The 25,550-nt window shown below is 64.4% G+C and carries 29 protein-coding genes and 3 tRNA genes; 13 read left to right on the forward strand and 19 right to left on the reverse strand.

All coding sequences use genetic code 11. The features are described from left to right. Positions 1–33 precede the first annotated feature (33 nt). From DK874_RS02260 to DK874_RS02270, 3 genes are all read right to left on the reverse strand, one after another. Positions 34–109 (reverse strand) — tRNA-Arg (locus tag DK874_RS02260). A gap of 37 nt (positions 110–146) precedes the next feature. Further along, a tRNA-Gly gene (locus DK874_RS02265) sits at positions 147–222 on the reverse strand. 1 nt (position 223) lies between these two features. Then, positions 224–300 (reverse strand) — tRNA-Pro (locus DK874_RS02270). Positions 301–368: 68 nt separating this feature from the next. Between DK874_RS02270 and tatA the strand changes: the two genes are divergently transcribed. After that, positions 369–533 carry a twin-arginine translocase TatA/TatE family subunit gene (tatA, locus tag DK874_RS02275; RefSeq protein ID WP_038030191.1) on the forward strand — a complete coding sequence of 55 codons (165 nt, stop codon included), beginning with the start codon at positions 369–371 and terminating at the stop codon, positions 531–533. Here the strand turns inward: tatA and DK874_RS02280 are convergent. From DK874_RS02280 to DK874_RS02325, 10 genes are all read right to left on the reverse strand, one after another. Next, complete coding sequence (locus tag DK874_RS02280) at positions 523–1,260, reverse strand: formate dehydrogenase accessory sulfurtransferase FdhD (RefSeq protein ID WP_114312413.1); 738 nt, start codon at positions 1,258–1,260, stop codon at positions 523–525. The two genes, tatA and DK874_RS02280, sit on opposite strands and share 11 nt — an antisense overlap. Then, complete coding sequence (locus DK874_RS02285; protein ID WP_114312415.1) at positions 1,247–1,858, reverse strand: formate dehydrogenase accessory protein FdhE domain-containing protein; 612 nt, start codon at positions 1,856–1,858, stop codon at positions 1,247–1,249. The genes DK874_RS02280 and DK874_RS02285 overlap by 14 nt, the downstream gene beginning before the upstream one ends. Positions 1,859–1,918: 60 nt before the next feature. Further along, a complete protein-coding gene (gene nrfD / locus DK874_RS02290) occupies positions 1,919–2,695 on the reverse strand; it encodes an NrfD/PsrC family molybdoenzyme membrane anchor subunit (protein WP_114312418.1) in 777 nt (258 codons plus the stop codon). After that, positions 2,692–3,468, reverse strand: a complete 777-nt coding sequence (locus DK874_RS02295) for a 4Fe-4S dicluster domain-containing protein (RefSeq protein ID WP_114312420.1) — start codon at positions 3,466–3,468, stop codon at positions 2,692–2,694. The genes nrfD and DK874_RS02295 overlap by 4 nt, the downstream gene beginning before the upstream one ends. A 10-nt stretch (positions 3,469–3,478) precedes the next feature. Then, a complete protein-coding gene (fdnG, locus tag DK874_RS02300) occupies positions 3,479–6,457 on the reverse strand; it encodes a formate dehydrogenase-N subunit alpha (protein ID WP_114312422.1) in 2,979 nt (992 codons plus the stop codon). 130 nt (positions 6,458–6,587) lie between these two features. Continuing rightward, positions 6,588–7,655 (reverse strand): tetratricopeptide repeat protein, encoded by a 1,068-nt coding sequence (locus DK874_RS02305; RefSeq protein ID WP_114312425.1) that lies wholly within the window; start codon positions 7,653–7,655, stop codon positions 6,588–6,590. A gap of 9 nt (positions 7,656–7,664) precedes the next feature. Beyond that, positions 7,665–8,915 (reverse strand): ATP-dependent protease ATPase subunit HslU, encoded by a 1,251-nt coding sequence (locus DK874_RS02310; protein ID WP_114312427.1) that lies wholly within the window; start codon positions 8,913–8,915, stop codon positions 7,665–7,667. Then, complete coding sequence (hslV, locus tag DK874_RS02315; RefSeq protein ID WP_114312429.1) at positions 8,912–9,454, reverse strand: ATP-dependent protease subunit HslV; 543 nt, start codon at positions 9,452–9,454, stop codon at positions 8,912–8,914. The genes DK874_RS02310 and hslV overlap by 4 nt, the downstream gene beginning before the upstream one ends. Before the next feature lie 46 nt (positions 9,455–9,500). Beyond that, positions 9,501–9,881 (reverse strand): nucleotidyltransferase domain-containing protein, encoded by a 381-nt coding sequence (locus tag DK874_RS02320; RefSeq protein WP_162798694.1) that lies wholly within the window; start codon positions 9,879–9,881, stop codon positions 9,501–9,503. Continuing rightward, a complete protein-coding gene (locus DK874_RS02325) occupies positions 9,878–10,261 on the reverse strand; it encodes a HEPN domain-containing protein (RefSeq protein WP_114312434.1) in 384 nt (127 codons plus the stop codon). The genes DK874_RS02320 and DK874_RS02325 overlap by 4 nt, the downstream gene beginning before the upstream one ends. A gap of 68 nt (positions 10,262–10,329) precedes the next feature. Between DK874_RS02325 and DK874_RS02330 the strand changes: the two genes are divergently transcribed. From DK874_RS02330 to bshA, 7 genes are all read left to right on the forward strand, one after another. Then, positions 10,330–11,724, forward strand: a complete 1,395-nt coding sequence (locus DK874_RS02330; protein WP_114312436.1) for a sigma 54-interacting transcriptional regulator — start codon at positions 10,330–10,332, stop codon at positions 11,722–11,724. After that, a complete protein-coding gene (locus tag DK874_RS02335; RefSeq protein ID WP_114312438.1) occupies positions 11,714–12,016 on the forward strand; it encodes a nucleotidyltransferase domain-containing protein in 303 nt (100 codons plus the stop codon). Before DK874_RS02330 ends, DK874_RS02335 begins: the two co-directional genes overlap by 11 nt. Beyond that, positions 12,001–12,402: an HI0074 family nucleotidyltransferase substrate-binding subunit gene (locus DK874_RS02340; protein ID WP_114312440.1), complete on the forward strand. Its 402-nt coding sequence runs from the start codon at positions 12,001–12,003 to the stop codon at positions 12,400–12,402. The genes DK874_RS02335 and DK874_RS02340 overlap by 16 nt, the downstream gene beginning before the upstream one ends. After that, positions 12,383–13,606 carry a vWA domain-containing protein gene (locus DK874_RS02345; RefSeq protein WP_114312442.1) on the forward strand — a complete coding sequence of 408 codons (1,224 nt, stop codon included), beginning with the start codon at positions 12,383–12,385 and terminating at the stop codon, positions 13,604–13,606. The genes DK874_RS02340 and DK874_RS02345 overlap by 20 nt, the downstream gene beginning before the upstream one ends. 3 nt (positions 13,607–13,609) lie before the next feature. Continuing rightward, positions 13,610–13,879: a hypothetical protein gene (locus tag DK874_RS02350; RefSeq protein WP_114312443.1), complete on the forward strand. Its 270-nt coding sequence runs from the start codon at positions 13,610–13,612 to the stop codon at positions 13,877–13,879. A 29-nt stretch (positions 13,880–13,908) separates the two neighbouring features. Then, entirely contained in the window at positions 13,909–14,403 is a 495-nt protein-coding gene (locus DK874_RS02355; RefSeq protein WP_114312444.1) for a hypothetical protein, read from the forward strand. A gap of 126 nt (positions 14,404–14,529) precedes the next feature. Further along, complete coding sequence (gene bshA / locus DK874_RS02360; protein WP_114312445.1) at positions 14,530–15,633, forward strand: N-acetyl-alpha-D-glucosaminyl L-malate synthase BshA; 1,104 nt, start codon at positions 14,530–14,532, stop codon at positions 15,631–15,633. A 78-nt stretch (positions 15,634–15,711) separates the two neighbouring features. On the opposite strand, the gene lon is transcribed toward bshA, so the two are convergent. After that, on the reverse strand, positions 15,712–18,138 hold the full coding sequence (gene lon / locus DK874_RS02365; RefSeq protein ID WP_114312689.1) for an endopeptidase La: 2,427 nt from the start codon (positions 18,136–18,138) through the stop codon (positions 15,712–15,714). A gap of 110 nt (positions 18,139–18,248) precedes the next feature. On the opposite strand from lon, the gene DK874_RS02370 reads away from it, so the two are divergent. Genes DK874_RS02370 through DK874_RS02385 form a run of 4 tightly spaced genes read left to right on the forward strand, consistent with a single transcriptional unit; the run spans position 18,249 to position 21,255 of the window. After that, positions 18,249–19,079, forward strand: coding sequence for a DUF1517 domain-containing protein (locus DK874_RS02370; RefSeq protein WP_114312446.1), 831 nt, complete (start codon positions 18,249–18,251; stop codon positions 19,077–19,079). A gap of 31 nt (positions 19,080–19,110) precedes the next feature. Beyond that, the gene (locus tag DK874_RS02375; protein ID WP_114312447.1) at positions 19,111–20,049 is read left to right on the forward strand and encodes an alpha/beta hydrolase; all 939 of its coding nucleotides are present in this window, start codon (positions 19,111–19,113) and stop codon (positions 20,047–20,049) included. Further along, positions 20,046–20,720, forward strand: coding sequence for a TerC family protein (locus tag DK874_RS02380; protein ID WP_114312448.1), 675 nt, complete (start codon positions 20,046–20,048; stop codon positions 20,718–20,720). The genes DK874_RS02375 and DK874_RS02380 overlap by 4 nt, the downstream gene beginning before the upstream one ends. Continuing rightward, on the forward strand, positions 20,713–21,255 hold the full coding sequence (locus tag DK874_RS02385; protein ID WP_114312449.1) for a class I SAM-dependent methyltransferase: 543 nt from the start codon (positions 20,713–20,715) through the stop codon (positions 21,253–21,255). Before DK874_RS02380 ends, DK874_RS02385 begins: the two co-directional genes overlap by 8 nt. Here the strand turns inward: DK874_RS02385 and DK874_RS02390 are convergent. Continuing rightward, positions 21,245–23,230 (reverse strand): (Fe-S)-binding protein, encoded by a 1,986-nt coding sequence (locus DK874_RS02390; protein WP_114312450.1) that lies wholly within the window; start codon positions 23,228–23,230, stop codon positions 21,245–21,247. The two genes, DK874_RS02385 and DK874_RS02390, sit on opposite strands and share 11 nt — an antisense overlap. Before the next feature lie 66 nt (positions 23,231–23,296). Between DK874_RS02390 and DK874_RS02395 the strand changes: the two genes are divergently transcribed. Continuing rightward, positions 23,297–23,497: a hypothetical protein gene (locus DK874_RS02395; RefSeq protein WP_114312451.1), complete on the forward strand. Its 201-nt coding sequence runs from the start codon at positions 23,297–23,299 to the stop codon at positions 23,495–23,497. Here the strand turns inward: DK874_RS02395 and DK874_RS02400 are convergent. Genes DK874_RS02400 through DK874_RS02415 form a run of 4 tightly spaced genes read right to left on the reverse strand, consistent with a single transcriptional unit; the run spans position 23,476 to position 25,545 of the window. Further along, positions 23,476–23,931: a divergent PAP2 family protein gene (locus DK874_RS02400; RefSeq protein ID WP_114312452.1), complete on the reverse strand. Its 456-nt coding sequence runs from the start codon at positions 23,929–23,931 to the stop codon at positions 23,476–23,478. The two genes, DK874_RS02395 and DK874_RS02400, sit on opposite strands and share 22 nt — an antisense overlap. After that, entirely contained in the window at positions 23,915–24,766 is an 852-nt protein-coding gene (locus DK874_RS02405; RefSeq protein ID WP_114312453.1) for a bifunctional 5,10-methylenetetrahydrofolate dehydrogenase/5,10-methenyltetrahydrofolate cyclohydrolase, read from the reverse strand. The genes DK874_RS02400 and DK874_RS02405 overlap by 17 nt, the downstream gene beginning before the upstream one ends. A gap of 1 nt (position 24,767) precedes the next feature. Continuing rightward, on the reverse strand, positions 24,768–25,223 hold the full coding sequence (nusB, locus tag DK874_RS02410; RefSeq protein WP_114312454.1) for a transcription antitermination factor NusB: 456 nt from the start codon (positions 25,221–25,223) through the stop codon (positions 24,768–24,770). Further along, complete coding sequence (locus DK874_RS02415) at positions 25,216–25,545, reverse strand: Asp23/Gls24 family envelope stress response protein (RefSeq protein WP_114312455.1); 330 nt, start codon at positions 25,543–25,545, stop codon at positions 25,216–25,218. The genes nusB and DK874_RS02415 overlap by 8 nt, the downstream gene beginning before the upstream one ends. Positions 25,546–25,550 lie beyond the last annotated feature (5 nt).

Genomic DNA, 25,550 nt, shown 5'->3' on the forward strand with positions numbered 1-25,550 from the left:
GCTACCGGGGGGTAAAGCATTGTGTCCTGGAGCTGGCGGGCCCGGAGGGATTCGAACCCCCGACCTACCGCTTAGAAGGCGGCTGCTCTGTCCCCTGAGCTACGGGCCCATAAACGAAGCCGGGGTGTGGGTTCACCCCGGCCATTTGGAGCGGGAGACGGGACTCGAACCCGCGACCCTCGGCTTGGAAGGCCGATGCTCTACCAACTGAGCTACTCCCGCGTGGTCGGGGCGGCCCGATTTGAACGGGCGACCCCCTGCTCCCAAAGCAGGTGCGCTACCGGCCTGCGCTACGCCCCGGGGCGGCCACCCCAAAGGCCACGATAACACTTGACCCTAAGAGGGTCAAGGCATGCTACAATGGCCCCATGCGCTTAGGTCCAGTGGAAATCCTCCTTATCCTTTTGGTCATCCTCCTCCTTTTCGGCGCCAAGAAGCTTCCCGAGCTGGCCCGGGGCATTGGCCAGTCGGCGAAGGAGTTCAAAAAGGGGCTTCAGGAGGGGGAGGAGAAGAAGGAAGAGCCTAAGGCCTGAGGATCTCCTCGGGTACGGGCATACCGCCTGGGGCATAGAGGCGGTAGCCGGTGGGGCGCACGTAGGAGGCCAGGGCCAGGCCGTAGCGCCGCGCCAGGCCTACCGCGGGAGCCGTCGCCCCCGTACGGCTTACCAGGAGCACCGCCCCCATCCCGATGGCCTTAGCCGCCATCTCCTGGCTTACCCGCCCCGTAACCGCCACCGCCACAGGGGGCCTGACCCCCTCCAAAAGCATGTAGCCGGCCAAGCGGTCCACGGCATTGTGGCGGCCGATGTCCTCGTTGAGATAGAGAAGCCGCCCGGCCAGGTCAAAAAGGGCCGCACCGTGGATGCCCCGCGTCTGGGCGTACCGAACCGCATTCTGGCGGAGCTGGGCCATAAGCCTTAGGGGAAGCTCAGGGTCCAAGGACACCGTGGGCAAAGGGACAAGCTGGGGTTCGCCATAGCGCAACCCCGCAGCGCAGCCGCTATCCCGCACCCCCACGCCCTTTTCGGGATCCGTGGGCAGGTCCACGGCCACCACCCCCTCGCCCACGCGCCAGCGCACCCCCTCGAGGCCCGAAAGCACCCCGCTCAGGAAAAGGTGGCCGAGGGCCAGATAGACCTCGTCCCCGGGGGTGTAACTGAAGGAAGCCCAGGGCTTGCCGTTCACCGCCAAGAGGAACCGCCCCTCCTCCGGCAGGGGGAAAACCTCCGGCGTAAAACGGCCCCCTTCAAACCTCCACATCCTCTTCCTCCGCCAGGGCATACCAAGCAGCCCGGGACCTAAGGGCGGGTAGATCCAGCTCCGCTTTGAGCCTTAGGTCCTGAGCCACAAAGCGCTCCCCGCAGGAGCGGCACATGTAAACCCGGTAAGGGCCCTCCTCGTAGTACGCCAGGTGGTCCGCCCGGGCCTCTCCGCAGTAGGGACAGGCTAAGCGCAAGGCCCGGAAGCTCGTATCGCAAAAGGCGCAGACGTGAAAGCGACGCCCCTCCGCATCCAGGTATCCCACATCCGGGAAACCCCCGCACGTGGGGCAACGCTCTGCCCAACCCTCCCCACGGAGGCCATTCCTCCCTTCTTCCGGCCAGTAAATAAGCCGCAAGGCCTGGTGAAGCCAAAAGGCGTAGGCGGCATCCTCCGGAACCTCACCCCTTCGCAAGCGTTTCGCGTCCTGCAAGAGCTTGTCTTGGGTGGGAAGCCGCACGCCCGAAAGAAGGCCTGGAGCCACCTGCTCCACCGCCTGCTGCACATCCCGTAGAGCTTCTTTTAAGGCTTCCGGCCAGGGTTCACGACGCTTCTCAAGCTGGCTCAACCTCCGGTGCACCGCCTCCAGGATTTCCACGGGCTTACCTCCTTTAGGGTAAAGGGTACCCCCGCCCCTATAGGGGCGGGGGCTTTAAAGTTACACTTGGCCTGCCATTACCACGAAGTAGCGGAGAAGGAAAGCCCCCACCAGGGTGAGAAGGGCCGCTAGGGCCACGTTCCTCCGCTCCAAGAAAAGGGGCAGACCCCACCCTACCACCACAAACCCCCAGAAGGCCCAGGCCAGAGGACCTACCAGGAGGGCCAAAACACCAGGAGTCGCAGCCGGATACGTCCAGATGAGGTGCAAAGCCAAGACTGCCCCTTCCACAAGGGCAGAGACGGTGACCAAACGGCTCAGCTTCTCGTGGGGGTACCAAAGCTGCAAAAGCGCCCCTCCCGCCGTGGCCGCCGAGGCCAGGAAGAGCCAGGGAAGCAGGGGGGAGGCATTCCAGAAGGGCTTGGCGGTTTGCATCAGGAGCACCGCGGTGTACCCCACCACCAAGGCCACCAGCACCGCCACTCCCTGCTGCACTCCCCTAGAGGTGGGCCCGAGGTAGACCCACAAAAGCCCAGCCCCAGCCAGGACCAAGAACCAACTGCCCAGCCACATGACCGAAGCCGGGTAAAGGCCATTCAAGAGAAGGTTGAGAAACCGCAAAGGCTGGCCCAGGTCTATGACCAGCAAACCGGCGCCCACCACCACCCCTAGAAACGCCCACAGGGCGCTACGGCGCACCAAGCCCTGGTCCTTGCCGTAGAAGAGGACGCTCAGCAGGTAAGCCCCCCCTGTGGTTCCCGCCAGGAAAAAGTAAAGGGCAATCCAAAGACCCCAGTGCTCCTCGCCTATAGGGTTAGGAAGGTTTACGGTGATCATTGGCCGCCTCCTTTAAGGGCTTCGCGCCGCTCCACGATGAACTTAAGCCCAGCCCCCAACACCGCAGCGGCTATACCTGCGGAAAGCCAGCCCGTAGCCGCCCGCTTCTCCGCCTCCCGCACCGCCTTGGGCAGGTCGTACTGGCTTGGGTGCTCGGTGAGCACATAGAGGACATGGGTGCCACCAAGCTCCGCCAGGCCGTACACATTGGCCCTGGCATAACCCCGCTCCTTGAGCGCCCGCACCCTTTCTTCTGCCATAGCCCGAATCTCCTGGTACGTCCCAAAGGTCAGGGCATCGGCGGGACAGGCCTTGACGCATGCGGGCTGGTCCCCATGGGAAATCCGGTCGTAGCACATGGTGCACTTGTGGACCACCCCTTTAGCCTCGTCAAAGTGGACAGCCTCATAGGGGCAGGCCTGGACGCAGGAACGGCAACCAATACAGGTCTTCTCGTCCACCGTAACCACCCCGCCCTCCCGGTGGGCCATAGCCCCCGTGGGGCAGGCGCTTACGCAGGGGGCATGGGTGCAGTGCATGCAGGAACCGCGGATGAAGTCAAAGTACGGGTCGCCTTCCGGCTTCAGGCCCTCGTAGTAGCGCATGGTGATCCAGGTGTGGGCCGTAAGCTTAGGCGGGTTGGCGTAGCTCCCCCGGTTTTTGGTCTTTTCGGCCTCGAGGTCGTTCCACTGCTTGCAGGCCACCTGGCAAGCTTTGCAGCCGATACAGCGGCTGGCGTCAAACAGGATGGCATAGTCCTTCGGGTTCGGCATTCCCCACCTCCTAGATCTTTTCAATCCTCACCAGGAAGGCCTTGGTCTCCTGGATGAAGGTGTTGGGGTCCAGGGCCTGGGGGGTAAGTTGGTTGGTGGAGTCGCCCGGGTTCCCGCCCTGGTAGCCCCAGTGGATCACGATGCCCACCTGGTGCAGGGTCTTGTCCCCCACCTTCACCGGCTGGACCCTGGGGGTAACCAAGGCCACCGCCTTCATCTCGCCGCGGGCGCTTTTGATGCGCACCCAATCCCCGTTCTTGATCCCCAGGCTCTTGGCCAGCTCCACGTCCATCTCCACGAAGGGATCCGGCTGGAGCTCCAAAAGCCAGGGAACGTTACGGCTCATCATCCCCGTGTGCCAGTGCTCGGTGAGGCGGTAGGTGGTGGCCACGATGGGGTACTCCTCGGGGGTGCCGTATACATCCAAGTCGCCCACCCAGACCTTACACACCGGGTTCTTGTCCTGGCCGGAGATCAGGTTAGCCAAGGCGCTTTCCCAAGGCTCGTAGTGCTCGGGGAAGGGACCATCCTTAAGCTGGGCGGCGAAGAGCCGGCCCACCCCTTCGGGCAACATGATGAAGGGCAAAGCCTTATCCGGCGGGGCTGCGCCGTCGGGAACATCCCCTTCCCACTTCTCCTCCTTAGGATTCCAGCGCACCAGCCATTTGGCAGGGTTCCTGGGCTGGCCGTTCAGGTCGGTGGAGGCCCGGTTGTAGAGGATGCGCCGGTTGGCGGGCCAGGCGTAGGCCCAGTTCTGGAAAAGCCCGAGGCCCAAAGGATGGGTATCCCTAGGGTCACGCCGGGCCATCTTGTTCCCCTCCTCGGTGAAGGCTCCACAGTAGATCCAGTTGCCGCAGGCGGTGGTGCCATCATCCCGGAGGTCGGCGAACTTGGCCATGAGCTTGCCGGTGGTAAGGTCGTAGCCGTTGTACTCCTTGGCCACCTCTTCGGCCATGTGCTCGGAGTGCTCCCACCAGGAGAGGTTCAGGATGGCCTCCTTGTTAGGCCCGCCCTCTTCCCCATAGAGCTTCTTGAGGCGCTGCACCAGCTCGGTAAGGATCCAAAGCTCGTCCTTGGCCTCACCGGGAGGATCCAGGGCCTTGTCGTACCACTGGGCCCAACGGCCGGTGTTGGTAATGCTCCCCGACTTCTCCGCCCACACCGCCGAGGGCAGAAGGAAGACCTCGGTCCGGATCTCCTTGGGATTAACCCCAGGCCGCTTCCAGTGGGCAGCGGTCTCGGTTTCCATGGGGTCCACCACCACCAACCACTTCAGGTTGTCCAAGGCCTTGCGGGCCAGGTTGGCGTTGGCCGCCGAGTTGGCCGGGTTCTGGCCGATGGCGATGAGCCCCTCTATACGCCCTGCCAACATGGCGTGGAAGATGGCGTAGTGGGAGTAATCGGCGCTCTTATCCGGGATGCCCCCTTTGTGAGGGGAAAGCTTGGACAGGTAGCCATAGGCCTCTTTCGGGTCCACCTCAGGCCACCACGCCTTGAGAAGGCTGATAAAATACTTGGGGTAGTTTTGCCACCAGTTAGCGGAAGGGGTGTAGTTGGCCTTGGGGGTCTTGGAGGCAATCCACTCTTCCAGGGTGGCCTTGTCGCCCGTGGGCAAGCCTAAGTATCCAGGAAGGTCATGGTAAAGAAGAGCAAAATCCGTGCTTCCCTGCACATTGGAGTGACCGCGCAAGGCATTCACCCCACCCCCGGGAAGACCGATATTTCCTAAGAGGAGCTGCACGATGGCATAGGTGCGGATGTGCTGGGTACCGTAGGTGTGCTGCGTGGCCCCCATGGCGTAGGTGATGGTCCCAGCCCGGTCCGGACGGCCCGTGGACGAGTAAAGATCGTAAATCGCAAGGAGTTTTTCCACGGGGATTCCGGTGATCCTGGACACCACCTCGGGGGTGTAGCGCTCGTACTGTTTCCTCAAAAGCTGGAAAACGCAGTGGGGGTCCTGCAGGGTGGGATCGGTCTTGACCTGGCCGTTCTCGTCCACCTGGTAAGCCCAGGTGGTGGTGTCGTAGGCGCGCTTCTCCGGGTCATACCCAGAGAAAAGGCCATCCAACTCGGTGGCGGTCTTGAAACCGGGGTTCACCAGGAAAGAGGCGTTGGTGTAGTGCTTAACATAAAACTCGTCGTAGCGCTTGTTCTCCAGGATATAGCGGATCATGCCGCCCATGAAGGCGATATCCGTACCCGGCCGGATCTGGGCGAAGATATCGGCCTTGGAAGCGGTGCGGTTGAAGCGAGGGTCCACCACGATAAGCTTGGCTCCGCGCTCCTTGGCCTCGAGGATCCAGCGGAAGGTTAAGGGGTGTTGCTCCGCCGGGTTACCCCCCTGGACCAGGATCACGTCGGCGTTCTTGAAGTCAATGGGGTGGTTGGTCATGGCCCCGCGGCCAAAGCTGGTTCCCAGTGCAGGAACCGTGGAGGAGTGGCAGATGCGGGCCTGGTGCTCAATGTAGACGATGCCCAGGGCCCGGAAGAGCTTGCTCATGGCGTAGGCTTCTTCATTGGAGCCCACGCTGGTGCCCAGGGTGGCGATGGCCTCTGTCCGCCGCACCACCTGGCCTTGGTCGTCCACCTCCACCCAACCCCGGTCCCGGGTGTCCTTGATGAGGCGGGCTATGCGGTCCAGGGCCCACTCCCAGTCCTTCTCCTCCCAGCGGTCGGAACCAGGAGCCCTGTAGAGGACCTTGGTAACCCGGTAGGGGCTTTGCACAAACCCCCGGGCCGCTTGGCCCTTGGAGCATAGGGCCCCTTGGTTGATGGGGTGGTCGGGGTCGCCCTCGAGGTTTACTAGCCTCCCCTCCTGCACCGCTGCGATCATCCCGCAACCCGTGGCACAGTAGGGGCAGATAAGGGGCTTTTCCCCGATGGGCTTGCGCAACACTGGCCGGGCACCTTGGGCCATCCCCCGCTCGAGAAGAAGGGCCCCACCCGTGACCGCGCCCGTTAACCCGATAAACTTGCGACGGGTGAGCATTTATTCACCTCCTTCCCGTCCTTTATACCCCCGCCCCGCTCACCTGTCAAGGAGCAAAAGTACTTAAAGAGCATCCCTGTCAGGATGCCCTTTATGTGCCCGCTTTCACTCTCTGGCCAGCTATACCCCCCTAAAGCCGCTTCAGCACCTCCTCCGCCTCCTTGTAGCCAGGCTTCAACTTCAAAGCCTCCTGGCACTGGTAGCGGGCTCCCTCCTTGTCCCCCAGCTTTTCATTGGCCAAGCAGAGCTGGTATCGGTACTCAGCCCGCTTGGGCTCCAGGCGCACCGCCACCGTGAGGCGGCTTTTGGCCCTCTGCGCATCCCCCAAGGCCAGGTAGATCTGGCCCAGGTAGTAGTAGGCAGCGGGAAAGCGCAAGGGAGCCAGGGCCACTCCGTTCTCCAGGGCCACCCCCGCCTCCTTGTGGCGGCCCAGGGCAAAATAGGCTTGGCCCAGGGTGTACCAGCCCTCGGCGTCCAGGGGCTTGAGCCGGTGGCCCTCTTCCAAAACCCTCGCCGCCTCGTCCACACGCCCCTTCACCATGAGGGCTGAGGCATAATGCACCCGAAGGTTCCCATCCTTAGGGGAAAGCCCTACCGCCTTGGCGTACTGCTCGAGGGCCTCGTCCAAGCGGCCCGCCGCCAGATAGAGCTCGGCCAAAGCCGCCCTCACCTCCGCCGAATCCTGCAAGCTGAGGGCCTTCTTAAAGGCCTCCTCCGCCTTGTCCGCCTGGCCCAAGAAGGCGTAGACCAAGCCCCGCTGGGCAAAGAGGGGGGCGTAGCGGGGGTTCACCCGTTCGGCATCGCGAAGCACGGTCAGGGCCTGTTCCAGATAGGCCTTTCCCTTTTCCCGGTCCTCCGAAGCCCGATAGAGGGCCACATAGGCCTCGGAAAGCACCATGTACCCCCCGATGTACCGGGGATTCCGGGCCACCAGGCCCTTGGCGTTCTCCAAAGCGGGGTTAAGGAGCCCCACCTTGAGCTGGGCCCGGGCCAGCCAGTAGACCACATCCGGGTCCTGGGGTCTTTCCTTTAAGGCGCGCTCAAAGAGCTCCAAGGCGGCCTCATACCGACCCAGGGCATAAAGCTGCACCCCAAGCCGGAAGGTATCCTGCTTCTCCACCTGGTTGGCCGCAGGGGGTGGGGTCTGGGCCAGGCTGGGTACCGCCAACAAACCTAAGGCCAAAAGAAACCAGCGCATCCTTCCCTCCTATAGCACGTACCGCGTCAGGTCCGGCGAGGCGAAGACCGCCTCCAGCCTCTGCTCCACATAGGCCCGGGTGATCTCCACCCGGCCCAGGTCCGTCTGGAAGCTCACCTCCTCCAACACCCGCTCCAAGACCGTGGCCAGCCTCCTGGCCCCGATGTCCTCCAGCTCCTGATTGGCCCGGTAAGCCGCTTCGGCAATGGCCCTTAGGGCATCCTCGTGGAAGTGGAGCTCCGTACCATCCGCCCTTAAAAGCTCCGTGTACTGGCGGATCAGGGAGTTTTCCGGCTCCTTTAGGATGCGGTAGAACTCCTCGGGGCCCAAGGGGGAAAGCTCCACCCGGATGGGGAAGCGGCCCTGAAGCTCGGGGATCAGGTCCGAGGGCTTGGCCACGTGGAAGGCCCCGGCGGCGATGAAGAGCACGTGCTCCGTGGAGACCGGGCCGATGCGGGTGGAGACCACCGTACCCTCCACAATGGGCAAGAGGTCCCGCTGCACGCCCTCCCCCGACACATCGGGCCCCACGGTGCCCTCCCGGCGGGCCACCTTATCGATTTCGTCTATGAAAACAATGCCGTCCTCTTGGGCCCGCCTCCTTGCCTCCTCCTTCAGCTCCTCCTTGTCAATGAGGCGTTCCGCATGCTGGTTCTTCAGTACCTCCCTCGCCTCCTTCACCGTCATGCGCTTGCGCACCGGGCGCTTAGGGAGAAGGCCTTTCAGCATCTCCCCCATGCCGCCAAAACCCTCCCCACCCAAAACCCCCATGAAGGGCAGGCTCATCTCCTCCTCCACCTGCACCTCCACGGAGAGGCTATCCAGCCGGCCCGAGCGCACCTCGGCAAGGGAGGCGCGAAGCAGGGTAGCAAGCTCCTCCTCGGCGAAGGCCAGGGCCTTTTCCTCCACTTTTTTCTTCATCTCCTCCAGGACCAGCCCGTAGCTGGCCTCCGCCAGGTCCCGCACAATAGCGTCCACATCCCGCCCCACATAGCCCACCTCGGTAAACTTGGTGGCCTCCACCTTCACAAAAGGGGCCCCCGCCAGGCGGGCCAGGCGCCGGGCGATCTCCGTCTTGCCCACCCCTGTGGGCCCGATCATGAGGATGTTCTTGGGGGTCACCTCCCGGGCCACCTCCGGAGGGAGCTTCTTCCGGCGGTAGCGGTTCCTTAGGGCCACGGCCACCGCCCGCTTGGCCGCCTCCTGGCCCACGATGTGCTTGGAAAGCTCGCGGACGATCTCTGCAGGCGTCAGGTTCATGCCTCCCCCAAGGTTAACACCGTCACCTGGCCGGAGGTGTAGAGGTCCACCTCGGCGGCAATCCTCAGGGCTTCCTCGGCGATCTCCCGGGCGGAAAGCCCCGAGTGGCGGTAAAGGGCCTTGGCGGCAGCTAGGGCGTAAGGGCCCCCAGACCCCACCGCCAAAAGGGGCTCCTCCGGGGTGATCACCTCCCCGCTTCCGGAAAGGAGCACCATGATCTCCCGGTCGGCGGCGATGATCATGGCCTGGAGGTGGCGCAAAACCCGATCCGTGCGCCAAAGCTTGGCGGTCTCCACCGCCCCCTTTAGCAGGTTGCCCTTGGCCTCCTTAAGCTTTTCCTCAAAGCGCTCCAGGAGGCTCAAGGCATCGGCCACCCCCCCGGCAAAGCCCACCAGGACGCCCTCCCCCACCTCGAGGCGCCGCACCTTCACCGCCCCCCGCTTGAGAACCGTCTGGCCGAAGGTGACCTGGCCATCCCCGGCCAAGGCGGTAACCCCGTCCTTACGAACGGCCAAGATGGTGGTGCCGTGAATCTCCACAAGAGGCACCTTACCGCCAGGGCATGAGAAGGGCGTTAGGCGGGGATTACGGGGAAGGGGATGCCAGGCTCTTCAGGCGGGCCCAAGCCCCCTCCCGTTCCCAAAGGGGAAGGCCCTCCTTCAAGGCCGCATGCACCAGGCCGTGCCCCTCCCAAAGACCCCTTACCGCCTCCTCCCAGGTGTAGGGAAAAGCCTCCACCCCCCGGATACCCTCCGGCCGGTAGAGGACCAGGCGCTCGGGAAAGGGCAAGGGGGAGCTTTCCAAAAGGATAAAGAGGTCCGCATCGCTCATGGCTGTGGCCTCCCCCCGGACCAAGGAGCCGAAGAGGACCACCGCCAGGACCTCCGGCCGCCCAGCCAGCCTAGCCGCCGCCTGTTCCAGCTCCTTGCGCCGGGCTTGGGGATCAAAGGCGAAAATCCGCATCACAGCACCTCCTCCACAAACCCTAGAATCCCCTCTGCCGAGCGGATGGCCTCCTCCGCCTCCCCACGGGTATAGGCTCTGGCGGCAGGTCCTGAGGGGTGGGCGTCCGGATACCGGGTGGGGATGTAATGCTTGTCCAAAATCTTGGCCGCTTCCCAGAGCTCTTCCGGCACCTCCATCCCCCCTGGCAAACCGGCCAGGAGATCCTGGATAGAGTGTCCCCAAACCACTTGGCCTCGGGCGAGATGTAGCCCTTTCAGCGCCGCTTCTGCAGCCTGCTGGGAGGCAAAGCAAGCCCAGGCGTAGTCCCCAAGGCCCAGGCTTCCCTTAGCGTGGCGCAGGTTGTACCTGGCCTGCTCCACCCAGTCCCTTGCCCGGTTCACCTCCTCATCCTAACCCCTTCCCGCCCCCTGCCACAAACCCTTCCTCCCCCTGGCCCTAAACTGGAGGGGTGAAGGCCAAGACCCTAGGCGAGCTCCGGGGCGTCTATCCCTGGGAGAAACTCAAGCGCACCGTCAAGGACGAGGCCCGGGAAAACCTTAAGGAAAAGCTCCGAAAAGGCGAGCCGCTCTTCCCCGGCATCCACGGGTACGAGGACACCGTCATCCCCGCCTTGGTCCAGGCCATCCTGGCCAAGCAAAACTTCATCCTACTGGGCACCCGGGGCCAGGCCAAAAGCCGCATCCTGCGTTCCTTGGTGAACCTTCTGGACGAGGAGATCCCCGCCCTGGCCACCGAGCTCAGGGACAACCCCTTAAGGCCCATCTCCCCCGAAGGGAAAAGGCTCTTGGAGGAGGCGGGGGATGAGGCCCCCATCGTCTGGATCCCCCGGGAGGAGCGCTATGTGGAGAAGCTAGCCACCCCTGACACCACCGTGGCGGACCTGCTCGGGGACATGGACCCCATCAAGGCCGCGCGAAGGGGTACGGGCCTAGCCGACCTGGAGAGCATCCACTTTGGCCTCCTGCCCCGGGCGAACCGGGGTATCTTCGCCGTGAACGAGCTGGCTGACCTGGCTCCCAAGGTGCAGGTGGCCCTCTTCAATATCCTGGAAGAGGGGGATGTGCAGATCCGGGGCTACCCCATCCGCCTGCCCTTGGACGTGTGGCTGGTTTTCACCGCCAATCCCCAGGACTACACCGCCCGCGGCCGGATCGTGACGCCCCTAAAGGACCGGATCGGCAGCGAGATCCGCACCCACTATCCGAAGAGCCTCGAGGAGGGTCTCCGAATCAGCGCCCAGGAGGCCTTCGTGCCGGAGGAGGTGGTGCTCCCCGAGTGGATCCGCCTTTCCGTGGAAGCGGTGGCCTTCGCCGCCCGGGAGGACCGCCGGGTGGACCAGACCGCCGGGGTTTCCCAGCGCCTTTCCATCAGCCTTTTGGAGGCGGTGGCGGCCAGCGCCGAAAGACGGGCCCTGCGAGAGGGGACAAGGCCCGTGGCCCGACCCCTGGACCTCTACGCCGGGCTTCCCGCCATCACCGGGAAGCTGGAGCTGGAATACGAGGGGGAACTCCAAGGGGCGGAAAAGGTGGCCCGGGACCTGGTGCAAAGGGCCTTTGGCCTGGTTCTCCCCCGCTACCGCCTTAAGACCGAAACCATCGTGGCCTACTTTGAGGAGGGGAACCTCCTCACCCTCCCGGAGGGAAACCTGGAGGAGGCCCTAAGGGCCATGGAAGAGGTGCCAGGCCTCCTGGAGGCGGCCCAGGTCTTGGCGGAAAGCCAGGAGGCGGAGGTGCTCCTTTCCGCGGGGGAGTTCATCCTGGAAGGGCTCGTGGGCAGGAGGAAGCTCTCCCGGGGGGAGATGAGCTACCAGGCAGCGGAGAGGACGAGGAGCTATGGCAACTAGTCTGGAGCAGGACAAGGAGGTGGTGGTGGCCACGCTGGCCCCATACCTACGGGGCAAGGGGGTGAAGCTGATCCTCTATGGCTCCCACGCCCGAGGGGAGGCAGGGCGGGGTTCGGACCTTGACCTGGCCCTTCTGGGCCCCCTCACCCTCAGGGAACTCCTCCCCCTACTACGGGAGGCCCTGGAGGAAGCCCCGGTGCTTAGACGGGTGGACCTGGTGGACCTGGGGGAAGCAGACCCCACCTTCCGCGAAAGGGTTCTAAAGGAAGGGATAGTATGGGCCGAGTTTTAGAACGCTTAGCGGTGGCCAAGAGGGCTCTTGGGACCTTAGAGGAGCTGGCATACCGAGAAGCACCAAGCCCGCTAGAGCGGGATGCCGCCATCCAGCGCTTTGAGTATACTTTTGAGGTCTTCTGGAAAGCTATCCAAGCTTTTCTGAAGGAGAGGGAAGGGTTGGAGGCCCCAAGCCCCAAACGGGCGTTCCGCCTGGCCCACGAGGTGGGCCTGATGGGGGAAGAAGAGGCCCGCTTGTCCCTATCCATGGCCGATGACCGCAACCTCACGGTGCACACCTACAACGAGGCTCTGGCCCAAGCCATCTTCGCCCGGCTGGGGGCGTACGCCCGGCTCATGGGCAAGGTTCTTGGGAGGATGACCGATGAGGGCCATCCGCTATAGCCGCTACGGGGGAGGCCTGGAAGACCTCTCCCCCGAAGAGATCCTGAGCCTCCTGGAGGATTTCCTTCTGGACTCGGGCTTTTCCGACCCCTTCCAGCGCTACGACCCCGACCCCAACCGGACCCCCACCCTCGAGGACCTTTACGACGCCCTCCTGCAAGCCCTCCTCAAAAGCGAGCTGGTGCCAGAAGACTGGATTAGAGAGGCCCGCTTCGCCGAGCGGAAGGAAGAAACCCGCCTACACCAGGCCATCACCCGCATGATGGAAAGGCTTCGGGAAGCCGGGTACATCCGCCTTCCCGGGGAAGACCCCACACACCCCGCCCAGGGTGGGTACAAGGGCGAGGCGGGTGAGGCCCGCTTTGAGCTCACGGAAAAGGCCTCGGATTTCCTGGGCCTGAAAAGCCTCCGAGAGCTCCTGGGAGCCCTGGGCCGGAATGCCCCAGGCCTCCACCCCACCCCCCACCACGCCCCGGGGGTGGAGAAGACGGGGGAAACCAAGGAGTTTGAATGGGGGGACCCCTTGGAGCTCAACGTACCCGAGACCCTCAAAAAGGCCATGGCCAAGGGGATTTCGGAACTCTCCCACGAGGACCTGGTCATGGACCTCTCCGAGTATACCGCCAGCATGAGCACCGTGGTCCTCCTAGACTGTTCCCACTCCATGATCCTCTATGGGGAGGACCGCTTCACCCCCGCCAAAAAGGTGGCCCTGGCCCTGGCCCATCTGATCCGCACCCAGTTCCCCGGGGACCGGGTGCGCTTCGTCCTCTTCCACGACACCGCCGAGGAAATCCCCCTCTCCCGCCTTCCCTTAGCCCAGGTGGGCCCCTACCACACCAACACCAAGGCGGGGCTGGAGCTGGCTAGGACCCTCCTGAAGAAGATGGGCGGGGAGATGCGGCAGGTGATCCTCATCACCGACGGCAAGCCCTCGGCCATCACCCTGCCCAGCGGGGAGATCTACAAAAACGCCTGGGGCCTGGACCCCTTGATCCTGGCGGAAACCCTAAAGGAAGCCACCCTGGCCCGTAAGGAGGGTATCCCCATCCACACCTTCATGCTGGCCCGGGAGCCCGAACTCCTGGCCTTCGTGAAGAAGCTTTCCCAGATCACCCGGGGCAAGGCCTACCTCACCCACCCCGGCAACATCGGTAGGTACCTCCTCCTGGACTTCTTGAACAAGAAGGTGCAGAGGAACTGAGCCATGAGGCCACCCAAAGACCCGGGAGTCGCTCCCCACCGGCAGGGGGCTGGGAAAACCCTCTGGGTTTTCCGCCTGAGCCTCCTTTTGGAAAAACTACGCCCTCGTCTTTACCCCAAGCCCCCACCCGCTCTAATACAGGAGTTCCGCCAAGTCCGCACACCCCTCCGCCTGGACCTTCCCTACTACCCCGCCCGATCCCAAGGAGGGTATGTCCTCATCCCCTGGGACCCCTACATGGAGGAAGGGGAGGAGATCCTCAGAAACCTCTAGCCGAAACACCCCATGGCAAGATGGGGAACATGGGAAAGACCCTCCCCTGGATACTCCTCTTGGGGCTCTTGCTCCCATCCCCAGTCCTGGCCCAGGACTGGCGGCTCACCCGAAGCCAAACCCTCTCCCAGGCGGGGGCCCGGGAGTGGCGCTACACCCTAAGCCCAACGGGTAAGGAAGCCCAGGAACTTTGGCGGAGACTCTCCGAGCAGTACCAGGACCACCTGCGGGCCGGGTACCGGGTGGACCTAGGGGCCTGGCGGGTTTACTTTTTGGGGGGAAGGCTAAGGGTGGAGCCCCACTGCCCGGCGGTAAACCCCGCCTGCTTCACCTTCGGCGCTCTTCCCGTGCCCAAGGAACGGCAGGACCGATTCCTCCTGGGGCTATCCCAACTCCTGCACCAGGCCCTAACCCAAGCCCAAGCCACTGGGGGTGTGGTCCTCCTCTCGCGGCTATTCCGCCTCGAGGTCCCCCGGGGAGCCAATCCCCCCTATCCCGCGGCCCCCTCGGGCTGGCGGCCCTAGGGCCTGCCTGGCCCTACGCTAAACTGGGGGCATGACCTTGGGCTTTAGAGCCAGCGTAGAGCACCCCGAAGGAGCCCCTCCCCTGGGCAAGGGTCCCATCTCCTTTCCCCTTTTGCGGGTTTGGGCGTGCAAGTGCTGAGGCTCGGCCTGGTGGCCTACCCTGGCCTCGGGGGTAGCGGCATTGTGGCCACGGAGCTGGCCCACCGCCTGGCCCAGATGGGCCACCGGGTCTATCTTTTCGCCACGGAAAGGCCCTTCCGCCTCCCCAAGGCCAGCCCTGTGGTCTACATCCCCGTGGACCTCCCCTTTTACCCCGTCTTCCCCGGCCCCCTCTACACCCTTTCCCTGGCCGGGGTGCTGGAACGGGAGGCCAAGGGGTTAGGGTTGGACCTGGTCCACACCCACTACGCCATCCCCCACGCCGCCGCCGCCTACCTGGCCCTGGGGGAGGAACTGCCCCTGGTGCACACCCTCCACGGCACGGACGTGTCGGTGTTGGGGATGGACCCCGCCTTCCACGGACCTACCCGGAAGGCCCTGCAAAGGGCCAAGGCCACCACCGCGGTCAGCCGGGCCTTGGCCCAGGAAGCAGAGAAGGCCTTTGGGATTAGCCCCGTGGTGATCCATAACGCCGTGGACCCGGACCGCTTCTACCCCAGGCCGGAGCGCAAGAAGCTGTATGCGGAAGAGGGGGAGTGGCTTTTGGTGCACGCCTCCAACTTCCGTCCCATCAAGAGGGTGCCGGATATCGTGCGGGCCTTCGCCAAGGTGCGGAAAAGGGTAAAGGCCAGGCTTCTCCTCCTGGGCAAGGGCCCGGAGGAGGGAGAGGCCAAGCGGGTGGCCGAGGAGCTGGGGGTGGAGCCCTGGGTTACCTTCCATCCCCCCACGCCCCACCCCGAGGAAATTCTGGGAGCCGCCGATCTATTCCTCCTGGCCTCAGAGGAGGAATCCTTTGGGCAGGCGGCCCTCGAGGCCCTGGCCAGCGGGGTTCCCGTGGTGGCCACCGCTGTGGGGGGGGTTCCCGAGCTGGTGCGGCCCGAGGTGGGGCGCCTGGTGGAGCTTGGGGACCTGGAGGGCTTCGCCCAGGCGGTGCTGGACCTCCTCGCCCATCCCAGGCTCCCCAGGATGCGCAAGTTAGCCCGGGAATACGCCATCGCCCATTTCCACCCCGAAAGGATCACCCAGGCCTACCTGGAGGTGTACCAGAAGGCCCTGGAGCCCCCCCCTTAGGGATCGGAAACCTAAACCCCGCCGGGGAAGGTCCCACGGCGGGGAGAATACGGGGTTCCCGTCCCCGACGGCTACCCCCTAGGCATGGGCCACCACTTCCTTCCTGGCCCGCCCCCTTGCACCCTTGGCCTTGGTCTTTCGGGCCCGTTCCTCCAGGGCCTTAAGCCCCCCCACCAAGGCCAGGTCCAGGACCTGGTCCAGGTGCTCCACAAAGTGGAAGGTCATGTTCTGGCGGAGGGGCTTGGGGATGTCGCTGAGATCGGCTTCGTTTTGCTTGGGAAGGATCACCTCCCGGATCCCCGCCCGCCTGGCCCCCAGCACCTTCTCCTTGACCCCGCCGATGGGAAGGACCCTGCCCGTCAAGGTGATCTCCCCGGTCATGGCGAGGTCGTGGCGGACGGGCACCTCCGTGAGGGCGCTCACCAAGGCGCTCACGATGGCCACCCCGGCGGAAGGACCTTCCTTGGGAATGGCCCCCGCCGGCACATGGATGTGGATGTCCGACTCCTCAAACCGCTTCAGGGGGATGCCGAAGCGCTCGGCGTTGCGCTTGGCGTAGGAAAGCGCCGCCCGAGCGGATTCCTTCATCACATCCCCCAGCTGCCCGGTGAGGATCAGGTTGCCCTTACCGGGCATTACCGAGACCTCCACGAACATGATGTCCCCGCCCACGGGGGTGTAGTACATGCCCGTGGCCACCCCCACCTGGGGCTCGCGGGCCTCGGTTTCCGGCAGGTGGCGGGGTGGACCCAGGTACCGTTCCAGGTCCTTTTCCGTGATGCGCACCCGCTTTTTCCCCTCTTCCAGGATCTGCCGGGCCGCCTTGCGCAACAAGGAGCCGATCTCCCGTTCCAGCTGGCGCACCCCTGCTTCGCGGGTGTAGTGGGTGATGAGGCGCATGAGGGCCGCCTCCGTGATCACCACCTGGCCCTCGAGGAGGCCGGTTTCCCGCATCTGCCGGGGTAGGAGGTAGCGCCTGGCGATCTCCAGCTTCTCCTGCTCAATGTAGCTGGTGAACTCTATGGCCTCCATGCGGTCCCAAAGGGGGGCCGGGATGTTCTGGGGGAAGTTGGCGGTGCAGATGAACATCACCTCGGAAAGGTCAAAGGGCACCCCCAGGTAGTGGTCCACGAACTCCTTGTTCTGGGCGGGGTCCAGGACCTCCAAGAGGGCCGCCGCAGGGTCCCCCTGGTAAGAGATGCCCAGCTTGTCCACCTCGTCCATGAGGAACACCGGGTTCTTGGTCCCTGCCTGGCGCAGGCCCTGGATGATGCGTCCGGGCATGGCCCCGATGTAGGTGCGCCGGTGCCCCCGGATGTCGGATTCGTCCCGCACACCCCCCAAGGAGATGCGCACGTATTTGCGGCCCAGGGCCTCGGCGATGCTCTTGGCGATGGAGGTCTTCCCCACCCCCGGGGGCCCCACAAAGAGGAGGATGGGCCCCTTGTTCACCTCGTCCGCTGGGATTTCCCCTCGCTTGGCCCGCTCGGCTTTTAGCTTCCGCACCGCCAGGTACTCCAACACCCGGTCCTTCACCTTCTCCAGGCCGTAGTGGTCCCTTTCCAGGATCTCCTTGGCCCGGGAGAGGTCCAGGTTGTCCTCGGTGCGCACGTTCCAGGGAAGGTTTACGATCCAGTCCAGATAGGTGCGGATGACGCTGGCCTCGGCGGAATCGGGGTGCATGCGGGCGAAGCGGTTGAGCTCCCGCTCCACCTCCTGCCGGACCACAGGGGGCAGGTTGAGCTCCTCCACCTTCTTGCGGAACTCCTCCACCTCCTCGGCGCCTTCCTCCCCGTGGAGCTCCCGCTGGATGGCCTTCATCTGCTCCCTAAGGAAGTACTCCCTTTGGTTGCGGTCGATCTCCTCCTTGACCTGTTGCTGGATGCGCCTTTGGGTTTCTATGAGCTCCAGCTCCGCCTCGAGGAGGACCAACACCCTTTTGAGCCGCTCCGCCACACTGGGGATTTCCAAAACCCGCTGCTTGTCCTCCAGGCGGAAGTCCATGTGGAAGGCAACGTAATCCGCCAGCTGGCTGGGGTCCTCCAGGTTCAAGATGAACTGCGCCACCTCGGGGGCCAGGTACTTGCCCTCCTTGAGAAGGGCCTGGAACTTGTCCTTCACCTCCCGCACCAGGGCCTTGACCAAGGTGGCCTCTCCGGGCTCGTCGGAGAGCACCTCCCCCTTGGCCTCGAGGTGGTCCCCCAGGTCCAGCCACTCCTTCACCCGCACCCGGGCAAAGGCCTGGACCAACACCTGGACAGAGCCATCCGGGTTCTTGCGCATCTTCAGGATGTTGCAGGCCGTGCCCACCTCGTAGAGGTCGGAAGGTCTGGGGTTTTCCACCTCTTTGTCCTTCTGGCTCACGATGAGAAGCACCCGCTCCCGGGCTAAGGCCTCGTCAATGGCCCGGATGGAGATCGGCCGGCCGGCATCGATGGGCATCACCATGGTGGGGTAGATGACGGAGCCCCTCACCGGGCAAACGGGCAGGGTTTCTGGCAGCATGGTTTCCCTCCTTTCCTCCATCTCGTCCATATCCTAAGCCTACCTATGTCAAGTTTACTGCATCATGGGCTTTAGCACAAAGCCCCTAACCCTGGCGTAAGCTTAAAGCCATGCGCCGCTTCCTCTGGGCCCTTCTCCTGGGACTGGCCATGGCCCTTGCCCAGAAAAGCGGGGGTGGGGTGGGCGGGCGCCCCTACAGCCCAAGCCCACCCCCCATGAGCCCTGGCCCCGCCCCCGTCTTCCCCACCCCGGCACCCTCCTATCCAGGCCCGGTGGTGGTCTACCCCGGAGGAGGTGGGGGAAGCTTGGGCATTGTACCCGTTTTGGTCTTCTTCGGCCTGATCCTGGTGACCGCCTATATGGTGCGGGGCCTGCAGCAGGCGGGAGCGGGTCCCACCGCCAGCGTGGCCAGGTTGCGCCTGGCCCTCCTGGCCCGTCCCCAGGTGCAAAGGGCCCTAAGGCGGTTGGCCGAGGAGGCGGACACCACCTCCGCCAAGGGCCTGGCGGACCTGGTGGACGAGGCGGCGCTTTTGCTCCTGCGGGAGGAGGCCGCCTGGCGCTTTGGCCATTACCAGGTGGCGGCGGGTTCCGAGGAGGAGGCCCTGGCCTGGTTTGACGCCTGGATGCTGGAGGAAAGGAGCAAATACCAGGAAACCTTCCGCCACTTTGAGGGGAAAAAGCAGGTGGCGGAGGGATACCAGGCCCAGGTGGAGCCCGGGGGACGCTACCTGGTGGTAAGCCTCCTTTTGGCCGACCACAGGCTTCTTCCTCCCCGGTCCCCCTTGACCCGGTCCCGGGCTCGGGAGGCCCTTATGGACCTGGCAGGCTCCAGCCCCTCTACCCTCATGGCCGCCTACCTCTCCTGGACCCCGGAAAAGGAGGGGGAGGCCCTCACGGAAGAGGAGCTTCTCCTTCTCTACCCCGACCTGGACAAGCTTTGAAAGGGGGAAGCCCTCCGGGTAGAGTGGACCCGTGGTACGGGTCTCTCGGCGCACCGTCACCTTCCTACCCCCTCCTGGGGCTCAGGCCTTAATCGGGGATTTCACCGACTGGGAGAAAAACCCCATTCCCCTCTCAGGCCCCGTCACCCTGGAGTTCCCGGAAGGAGCCTACGTGGAGTATGCCTTTTTGGACGCAAGGGGGCATCCCTTCCCCGACCCCGATAACCCCGAGCGGGCCGACAACCCCTGGTGGACCTACCCCCGGGCCGTCAGGCTTCCCGGCCATCGGTTTGAGGCCCCGCCCGAGCCGAGGGAGGAGCCCAAGGTGGCCCGGCACCGCCTGGGGGACAGGCGCTACTACGTGGCCGAAACCGGGGCAAGCCCCAAGGCCACCCTGGTGGCCCAGGATGGGGTGGCCTTTTACCGCACCGCAGGCCTGCACAAGGTGGCCCAAGCCCTGACCGAGGCGGGCGAAATCCCCCCGGTCCGCTTGGTCTTCGTGGAACCCATAGACCGGAACCAGGAGTACCGCTTTTCGGAACGCTACGAGGAGGAGTTTCACCGAGTGCTGGCGGAGGTAGAGGGATTCTATGGCTCCTTAGGGGATCTGGTCCTGGTGGGGGCCTCCTTGGGGGGGCTTTTCTCCTTGTGGCAGGCCTGGCGCCACCCGGATCGCTTCCCCAAGGTCCTGGCCCTCTCCCCAGCGCTAAGGGCCCACCCAGGTGGCACCGACGCCTATCGGGACCGGGAATGGCTTTTGGAGCAGTACGCCAACGCCAAGGTCCTACCCCGCATCTACCTGGAGGTGGGTCTTTTGGAATGGCTGTTAGCTCCAGCCCGCCGCTTTGCCGCTCTCCTGGCTGACCGCAAGGTTCCCCATGCCTACCGGGAAAGGGCCTCGGGGCACAACTGGGTCACGTGGAAGCAGGCCTTGGCCCCTGGGCTAAGGTACCTTTTGGGGGAGGCATGAGCGGGGAAGCGCTATTGGTGCTCCTTTCCGTGGCGGTCCTCGAGGCCCTCCTCTCCGGAGATAATGCCTTGGTGCTGGCGGTGATGGTCAAACCCCTGCCCACCCACCTCCGCCGCAAGGCCCTCTTCTACGGGGTCCTGGGGGCTTACCTCCTGCGGGGCCTAGCCCTCCTCTTCGCCGTGTACGTGATCCGGCTATGGTGGGTCCAGGTTTTGGGAGGGCTTTACCTCCTCTTCCTCATGCTGCAGCATTTCCGCAACCACCCGGAGGCCAAGCCGCTTCCCGAGGCCACCGCCCGGGAGTTCTGGCGGGTGGTGCTCCTCATCAACCTGGTGGACCTGGCCTTTGCCGTGGACTCCATCCTGGCGGTGGTGGCCTTTTCCAAGGACCTGGCCTTGGTTTTTTTAGGCGTGGCCCTGGGTATCCTCTTCATCCGCCTGGCCGCCAGCTACGTGGTGGCGGTGATGGAGCGGTACCCTGGCCTGGAAAAGGTGGCCTACGCCCTGGTGGGCTGGGCAGGGGTCAAGCTCCTCCTGGAGGGAAGCGCCACCCTGGCCGAGCTCTTACACCATCCCGAACTGGCCTGGCACCTGCCCAAGCCAGCCTTCTGGGGCGTAACCCTCCTCATCCTCCTGGGGGGAAGCCTTCTGGCCTTCCGGAAACATGCCTAGGGATTGGGATGCCTTTTACCGGGAAACGGAAGGGGAACGAGCCCCTGCCTTCACGGTGCGGGCCTATGGCCCCTTCGTACCCCCTGGGCCCATCCTGGACCTGGCCGGAGGCCTGGGGCGGAACGCCCGCTACTTCCTGGAAAGGGGCCATCCCGTGGTCCTGGTGGAAAGGAGCCTCGAGGCCCTAAGGAAACTGGCCGGCACCCCCGGGCTCACCCTGGTGGAGCTGGACCTGGAGGGCCCCAAAGCCCTCTCCCTCCTCCCCCCGGGCCCCTTCGCCGCCATCCTCATGAGCTATTACGTGAACCGCCCTCTTCTTAAGGCCCTCCCTCCCCGGGTGGCCCCAGGAGGGCTTGTCCTGGTGGAGGGCTTTAGCCGCCTAGAAGCCATCCGGCGGGGGAGGCCGGAAAGCCCCTACTACTGGGAACCCTACGAACTCCTCACCCCTCCCCCAGGCCTTGGGCTACGCGCCTTCGGGGAAGGGTGGATGGGGGGCTACCGGGTCTTTGCCGTCTACCAGAACCCTAGGCCCTAAGCCCCCGGGCCACCAACTCGGCGATGTCCAAAACCTCAGGGGGCTTCTCGTCCTGGGCCACCTCCACGTTCATCATGGCCATGCAGAAGGGGCACCCCGTGGCGATCACCTCCGCCCCCGTGCCCTTGAGCTCCCGGTAGCGGTTTTGCGAAACCCGCATGGCCCCAGGCTCCTCCTCCTTCCAGAACTGGGCCCCACCGGCCCCACAACAGAAGCTCCGCTCCCGGCTCCTTTGGGGTTCGCTGAGGGCCAGGCCCACCCCCTTGAGCACCTCCCGGGGCGCCTCGTACACCCCGTTGTGCCGGCCCAGGTAGCAGGGGTCATGGAAGACCACCCGCCGGGTTTCCTCCGAAACCTTAAGCCGGCCCGAGCGCAAGAGCTCGGCGATGAACTCCGAGTGGTGGACCACCCGGTACTCCCCGCCAAAGGCCTTGTACTCGTTGCCCAGGGTATGGAAGCAGTGGGGGCAGGTGGTCACGATGGTTTTGGGGGCCACCTGGTTCAAGGTTTCCACGTTCTCCGTGGCCAGCTGGAAGAAGAGGTACTCGTTTCCCGCTCGCCTTGCAGAATCCCCCGTGCACTTCTCCCTTTGGCCCAGGACCGCCCAGTCCAGCCCGCTGGCATTCAGGATCTCCACCATGCTCCTGGCGATCCTCTGGGCCCTGGGATCGTAGCTGGCCGCACACCCCACCCAGTAGAGGACCTCAGGGTGGGGCTTTTCCTCCACGGTGGGTACGTTAAGCCCCTCGGCCCAGTCCAGGCGCTTGTCCTGGCCGATGCCCCAGGGATTGCCGGAGCGCTCCATCCCCCTAAAGGCGTTGTTCAGCTCCTGGGGGAAGGCTCCCTCCATGAGCACCTTGGCCCGGCGCACATCCAGAATGTGCAGCATGGGCTCGTTGCCCACCGGGCAGACCTCCACGCAGGCCATGCAGGTGGTGCACGCCCAAAGGGCCTCCTCGTTCAGGGCAAAGTCCATGAGGGGCCTGGGGCTTTCCTGGCCGCTGGCGAAGGCGGGGAGAATCCCGTTTAGCTCGTACCGCTCAGAAATCACGATGGCCGCTGGGGAAAGGGCCTTTCCCGTGGTGTAGGCAGGGCAGGCCTCCTGACAACGGTTGCACATGATGCAGGCGTAAGCGTCCAAAAGCCGTTTCCAGGAAAGGTCCTCCAGCTTCTCCGCCCCGAACTTCTCCTCCTCCTTCTCAAAGTCCAGAGGCCGCAAGGCCCCGGGCTTTTCCTGGCCAAAGGCCAGGTTGATGGGGCCCATCATCAGGTGGATGTGCTTGGAACGGGGAAAGTAGGGAAGGAAGAGCAGGATGGAACCCAAAGCACCCCACCAGAAGACGTGTTCCAAAACCACCAGGCTAGAGGGGGCAAGCCCGGAAAGGAGGCCGGCCAGGAGGCTCGCCACCGGTTGGAAGGGATCGGGTTCCCCCTGGGCCAGGCCCGCCGCCTTGGAGAGGAGGCGGCTTCCCACATGAAAGGTGATAAAGGCCCCCACGATGGCCGAGTCCCGGGGTATCCCCTGGCGCACCCGCTCGTGGAGGAGCACCCTGGGGTTCCAGGTGAAGTCGTGGGGGGCCACCAGGTAGCGGCGTACCATGAGGCCCAGGATCCCCACCAAGATGGCCGCCGTCAGGATGTCGGCGATGAAGTTATAGGGGTTCCAAACGCCTCCTTGGGTGTGCAGGGGGAAAAAGCCCTCCAGGAGGTCCACCAGGTTGACCAAAAGGTAATAGACAAAGCCGTAGAAGACAAAGGCGTGCAGGAGGGACACCAAGGGCCGCCGCTTGAACACCGTCTGTTGTGTAAGGGTGAGCCACAGGGCCCTCCCTATACGCTCGGGTAGGCGGTCCAACCGGTCCTCAGGCCGTCCCCGGCGGATGGCCAGGTAGACCCGGCGAAACCCCGTGTAGGCGTAGTAAAGGCTTCCGACCATGAGCAGGATAAAGAGGATTTTCTCCGGTAAGGTCAGCATGGGTAAGACCTCCTTATACTCGGTAAAAGTTTACCCCACCCTGGCAAAGGCGTACAATGGTGCCCCATGGAAGCCGTGGCCTTTGGCATCCTCCTCTTCTTCGGCCTGCTGAACCTCTGGACCTTCCACCGCTTTAAGAAGCCCCTCCTACCCTTGGTGCTGGTCCTTTTTGCGACTTTCTTCGTCTTCTTTCTTTCCCCAATCCTAGGGCTTTTGGTCTTCCTCCTGGGGCAGACCCTGGCCTTCTACGCCGCCGGGAAAAGGTGAAAGCTAAGGAAGGCCACCAAAGCGCCCAAAAGGGCCCCCACCAGGACCTCCAGGTAGGTGTGGCCCAGGAGTTCCTTCAAAGGCTCCGGGGCGGGCCCCTTCTCCAACACCTGCTGCAGTTCCTGAACCAGCTGGTTGAGGAGCTGGGCGTGAAGCCCCGCCGCCCGGCGGATTCCCGTGGCGTCATACATGACGATGAGGGCGAAGATGGCGGCCACGGCGAACAGAGTGCTGGCAAAACCCTCCTGGAAGCCCACGCCCATGGCCAAGGCGCTCACGGTGGCGGAATGGGAGCTGGGCATCCCCCCGGTTTCCAAGAAACGCTCCCACTGAAACCGGCCCTCCAGCAGGTAATAGATGAAAAGCTTCAGGGTCTGGGCCAGGAGGTTGGCCAGGATGGCCGTCCAAAACACCTGGTTAGCCAAGAGGTCCATGCCGCCTGAGTATAGCCGCCTTCACGGTATTGGCCATCAGCATGGCCACGGTCATGGGCCCCACGCCCCCGGGGACCGGGGTGACGGCGGAGGCCACCGCGGCCACCTCCGGGTGCACATCCCCCAGGAGCTTGTCGTCCACCCGGTTCACCCCCACGTCCACCACAATGGCCCCGGGCCGCACCCACTCCTTCCGCACCAGGTGGGGCTTCCCCACCGCCACCACCAGCACCTCCGCCCGCCGGGTGATCTCCGGAAGGTTCCGGGTACGGGAATGGGCCACGGTCACGGTGGCGTCCTCCCGCAGGAGGAGGCCTGCCAGGGGCTTGCCCACGATGTTGGACCGACCCAGGACCACCACCTCCTTGCCCCTTAGCTCCACCCCGTAGTGCTGCAGGAGGCGGACGATGCCCAAGGGGGTACAGGGGAAAAGCCCCTCGCCCCCGCTCCAAAGCTTGCCCACGTTGAAGGGATGAAAGCCATCCACATCCTTGAGGGGAGAGATGGCCTCTAAAACCCGCTCCGTGCGGATGTGGGCGGGCAAGGGAAGCTGGACCAGGATACCGTCCACCTCAGGGTCTTGGTTGAGGGTCTCGATCCGCTCCAAAAGGGCCCCCTCGGGGGTATCCGCCGGGTACACCTCCACCTGGCTCAAGAGGCCCAGCTCCCGGGCCCTTTTGTCCTTCAGGCGCACGTAGGAAACCGAGGCGGGGTCCTCCCCCAAACGGATCACCCTGAGGGAGGGTACGAAAGGCAAGGAGCTAAGGGTCTGCCTCAGCTCCTGATACACGGTTCTCGCCACCTCGTGGCCGGAAAGAATACGGGCAAGGGTCATCTCAGTCCTCCTTGGGCACCGCCAGTAGCTCGCCCCCCTGGATCCGCCGGTACAAGCGGCCGAGAACCCCGTTGACAAATGCCCCTGAATGCTCCCCTCCATAGCGGTTGGCGATCTTCACCGCCACCTCGATCAGGGGAGCGAAGGGGGTGGGTTCGTAAAGCATCTCGTAGGTGGCCAGACGCAACACGGTGAGGTCGGTTTTGGACATCTGGGCAAAGTCCCAGCCCTCCACCGTTTCCCGTAACACCTGGTCCACCTCCTCCGCATGGGCCTTGTACCCCTCTAAAAGGCGCCGGGCAAAGGCCACCCCCTCCTGGTCCAGGGGATCGCCGTAGGCGTCCTCCTCCCCTCCCATCTCCTCCAAGGCGTGACGGAACGCCTCCTCCAGGTCCATCCCCCCCTGGGTGTGGGCGAAGAGGGCCCGCATGGCCAGCTCCCTGGCTCGCCTAAGCATGGGCCTCCTTTCGGTACTCCACCTGGGCCACGGTGAGGTTCACCGCCTGAACCTTTTCCCCGGTGGCCAGGAATAGGGCTTCGGCCACCGCCTTTTGCACCACCTGGGCCACCTCGGGAATGGAAACCCCGTAGTCCACGGAAAGAACCAGGTCCACCGTGAACCCCTCGGGAGCGCGCTCCACCTTGATGGGCTTCATCCGACGGAAAACCTCACCCAAAGAGCGGGGTGCGGTTTCCAAAAGCCGAACCCCCTCGAGGTCGGAAAGGGCATGGGCCACCAGGCCCTCGAGGGCATGGTCGCTGATCTCGTACTCCACCATCACAC

This window comes from Thermus caldifontis (assembly GCF_003336745.1).
GTDB classification, from domain to species: domain Bacteria; phylum Deinococcota; class Deinococci; order Deinococcales; family Thermaceae; genus Thermus; species Thermus caldifontis.

Excerpts from the sequence above, each read along its gene's own strand:
- tatA (WP_038030191.1), top strand. The coding sequence starts at position 369 with ATGCGCTTAGGTCCAGTGGAAATCCTCCTTATCCTTTTGGTCATCCTC.
- DK874_RS02280 (WP_114312413.1), bottom strand. The coding sequence starts at position 1,260 with ATGTGGAGGTTTGAAGGGGGCCGTTTTACGCCGGAGGTTTTCCCCCTG.
- nrfD (WP_114312418.1), bottom strand. The coding sequence starts at position 2,695 with ATGATCACCGTAAACCTTCCTAACCCTATAGGCGAGGAGCACTGGGGT.
- DK874_RS02295 (WP_114312420.1), bottom strand. The coding sequence starts at position 3,468 with ATGCCGAACCCGAAGGACTATGCCATCCTGTTTGACGCCAGCCGCTGT.
- fdnG (WP_114312422.1), bottom strand. The coding sequence starts at position 6,457 with ATGCTCACCCGTCGCAAGTTTATCGGGTTAACGGGCGCGGTCACGGGT.
- DK874_RS02305 (WP_114312425.1), bottom strand. The coding sequence starts at position 7,655 with ATGCGCTGGTTTCTTTTGGCCTTAGGTTTGTTGGCGGTACCCAGCCTG.
- DK874_RS02310 (WP_114312427.1), bottom strand. The coding sequence starts at position 8,915 with ATGAACCTGACGCCTGCAGAGATCGTCCGCGAGCTTTCCAAGCACATC.
- DK874_RS02335 (WP_114312438.1), top strand. The coding sequence starts at position 11,714 with ATGGCAACTAGTCTGGAGCAGGACAAGGAGGTGGTGGTGGCCACGCTG.
- DK874_RS02340 (WP_114312440.1), top strand. The coding sequence starts at position 12,001 with ATGGGCCGAGTTTTAGAACGCTTAGCGGTGGCCAAGAGGGCTCTTGGG.
- DK874_RS02345 (WP_114312442.1), top strand. The coding sequence starts at position 12,383 with ATGAGGGCCATCCGCTATAGCCGCTACGGGGGAGGCCTGGAAGACCTC.
- DK874_RS02350 (WP_114312443.1), top strand. The coding sequence starts at position 13,610 with ATGAGGCCACCCAAAGACCCGGGAGTCGCTCCCCACCGGCAGGGGGCT.
- DK874_RS02355 (WP_114312444.1), top strand. The coding sequence starts at position 13,909 with ATGGGAAAGACCCTCCCCTGGATACTCCTCTTGGGGCTCTTGCTCCCA.
- lon (WP_114312689.1), bottom strand. The coding sequence starts at position 18,138 with ATGCTGCCAGAAACCCTGCCCGTTTGCCCGGTGAGGGGCTCCGTCATC.
- DK874_RS02370 (WP_114312446.1), top strand. The coding sequence starts at position 18,249 with ATGCGCCGCTTCCTCTGGGCCCTTCTCCTGGGACTGGCCATGGCCCTT.
- DK874_RS02380 (WP_114312448.1), top strand. The coding sequence starts at position 20,046 with ATGAGCGGGGAAGCGCTATTGGTGCTCCTTTCCGTGGCGGTCCTCGAG.
- DK874_RS02385 (WP_114312449.1), top strand. The coding sequence starts at position 20,713 with ATGCCTAGGGATTGGGATGCCTTTTACCGGGAAACGGAAGGGGAACGA.
- DK874_RS02390 (WP_114312450.1), bottom strand. The coding sequence starts at position 23,230 with ATGCTGACCTTACCGGAGAAAATCCTCTTTATCCTGCTCATGGTCGGA.
- DK874_RS02395 (WP_114312451.1), top strand. The coding sequence starts at position 23,297 with ATGGAAGCCGTGGCCTTTGGCATCCTCCTCTTCTTCGGCCTGCTGAAC.
- DK874_RS02400 (WP_114312452.1), bottom strand. The coding sequence starts at position 23,931 with ATGGACCTCTTGGCTAACCAGGTGTTTTGGACGGCCATCCTGGCCAAC.
- DK874_RS02405 (WP_114312453.1), bottom strand. The coding sequence starts at position 24,766 with ATGACCCTTGCCCGTATTCTTTCCGGCCACGAGGTGGCGAGAACCGTG.
- nusB (WP_114312454.1), bottom strand. The coding sequence starts at position 25,223 with ATGCTTAGGCGAGCCAGGGAGCTGGCCATGCGGGCCCTCTTCGCCCAC.
- DK874_RS02415 (WP_114312455.1), bottom strand. The coding sequence starts at position 25,545 with ATGGTGGAGTACGAGATCAGCGACCATGCCCTCGAGGGCCTGGTGGCC.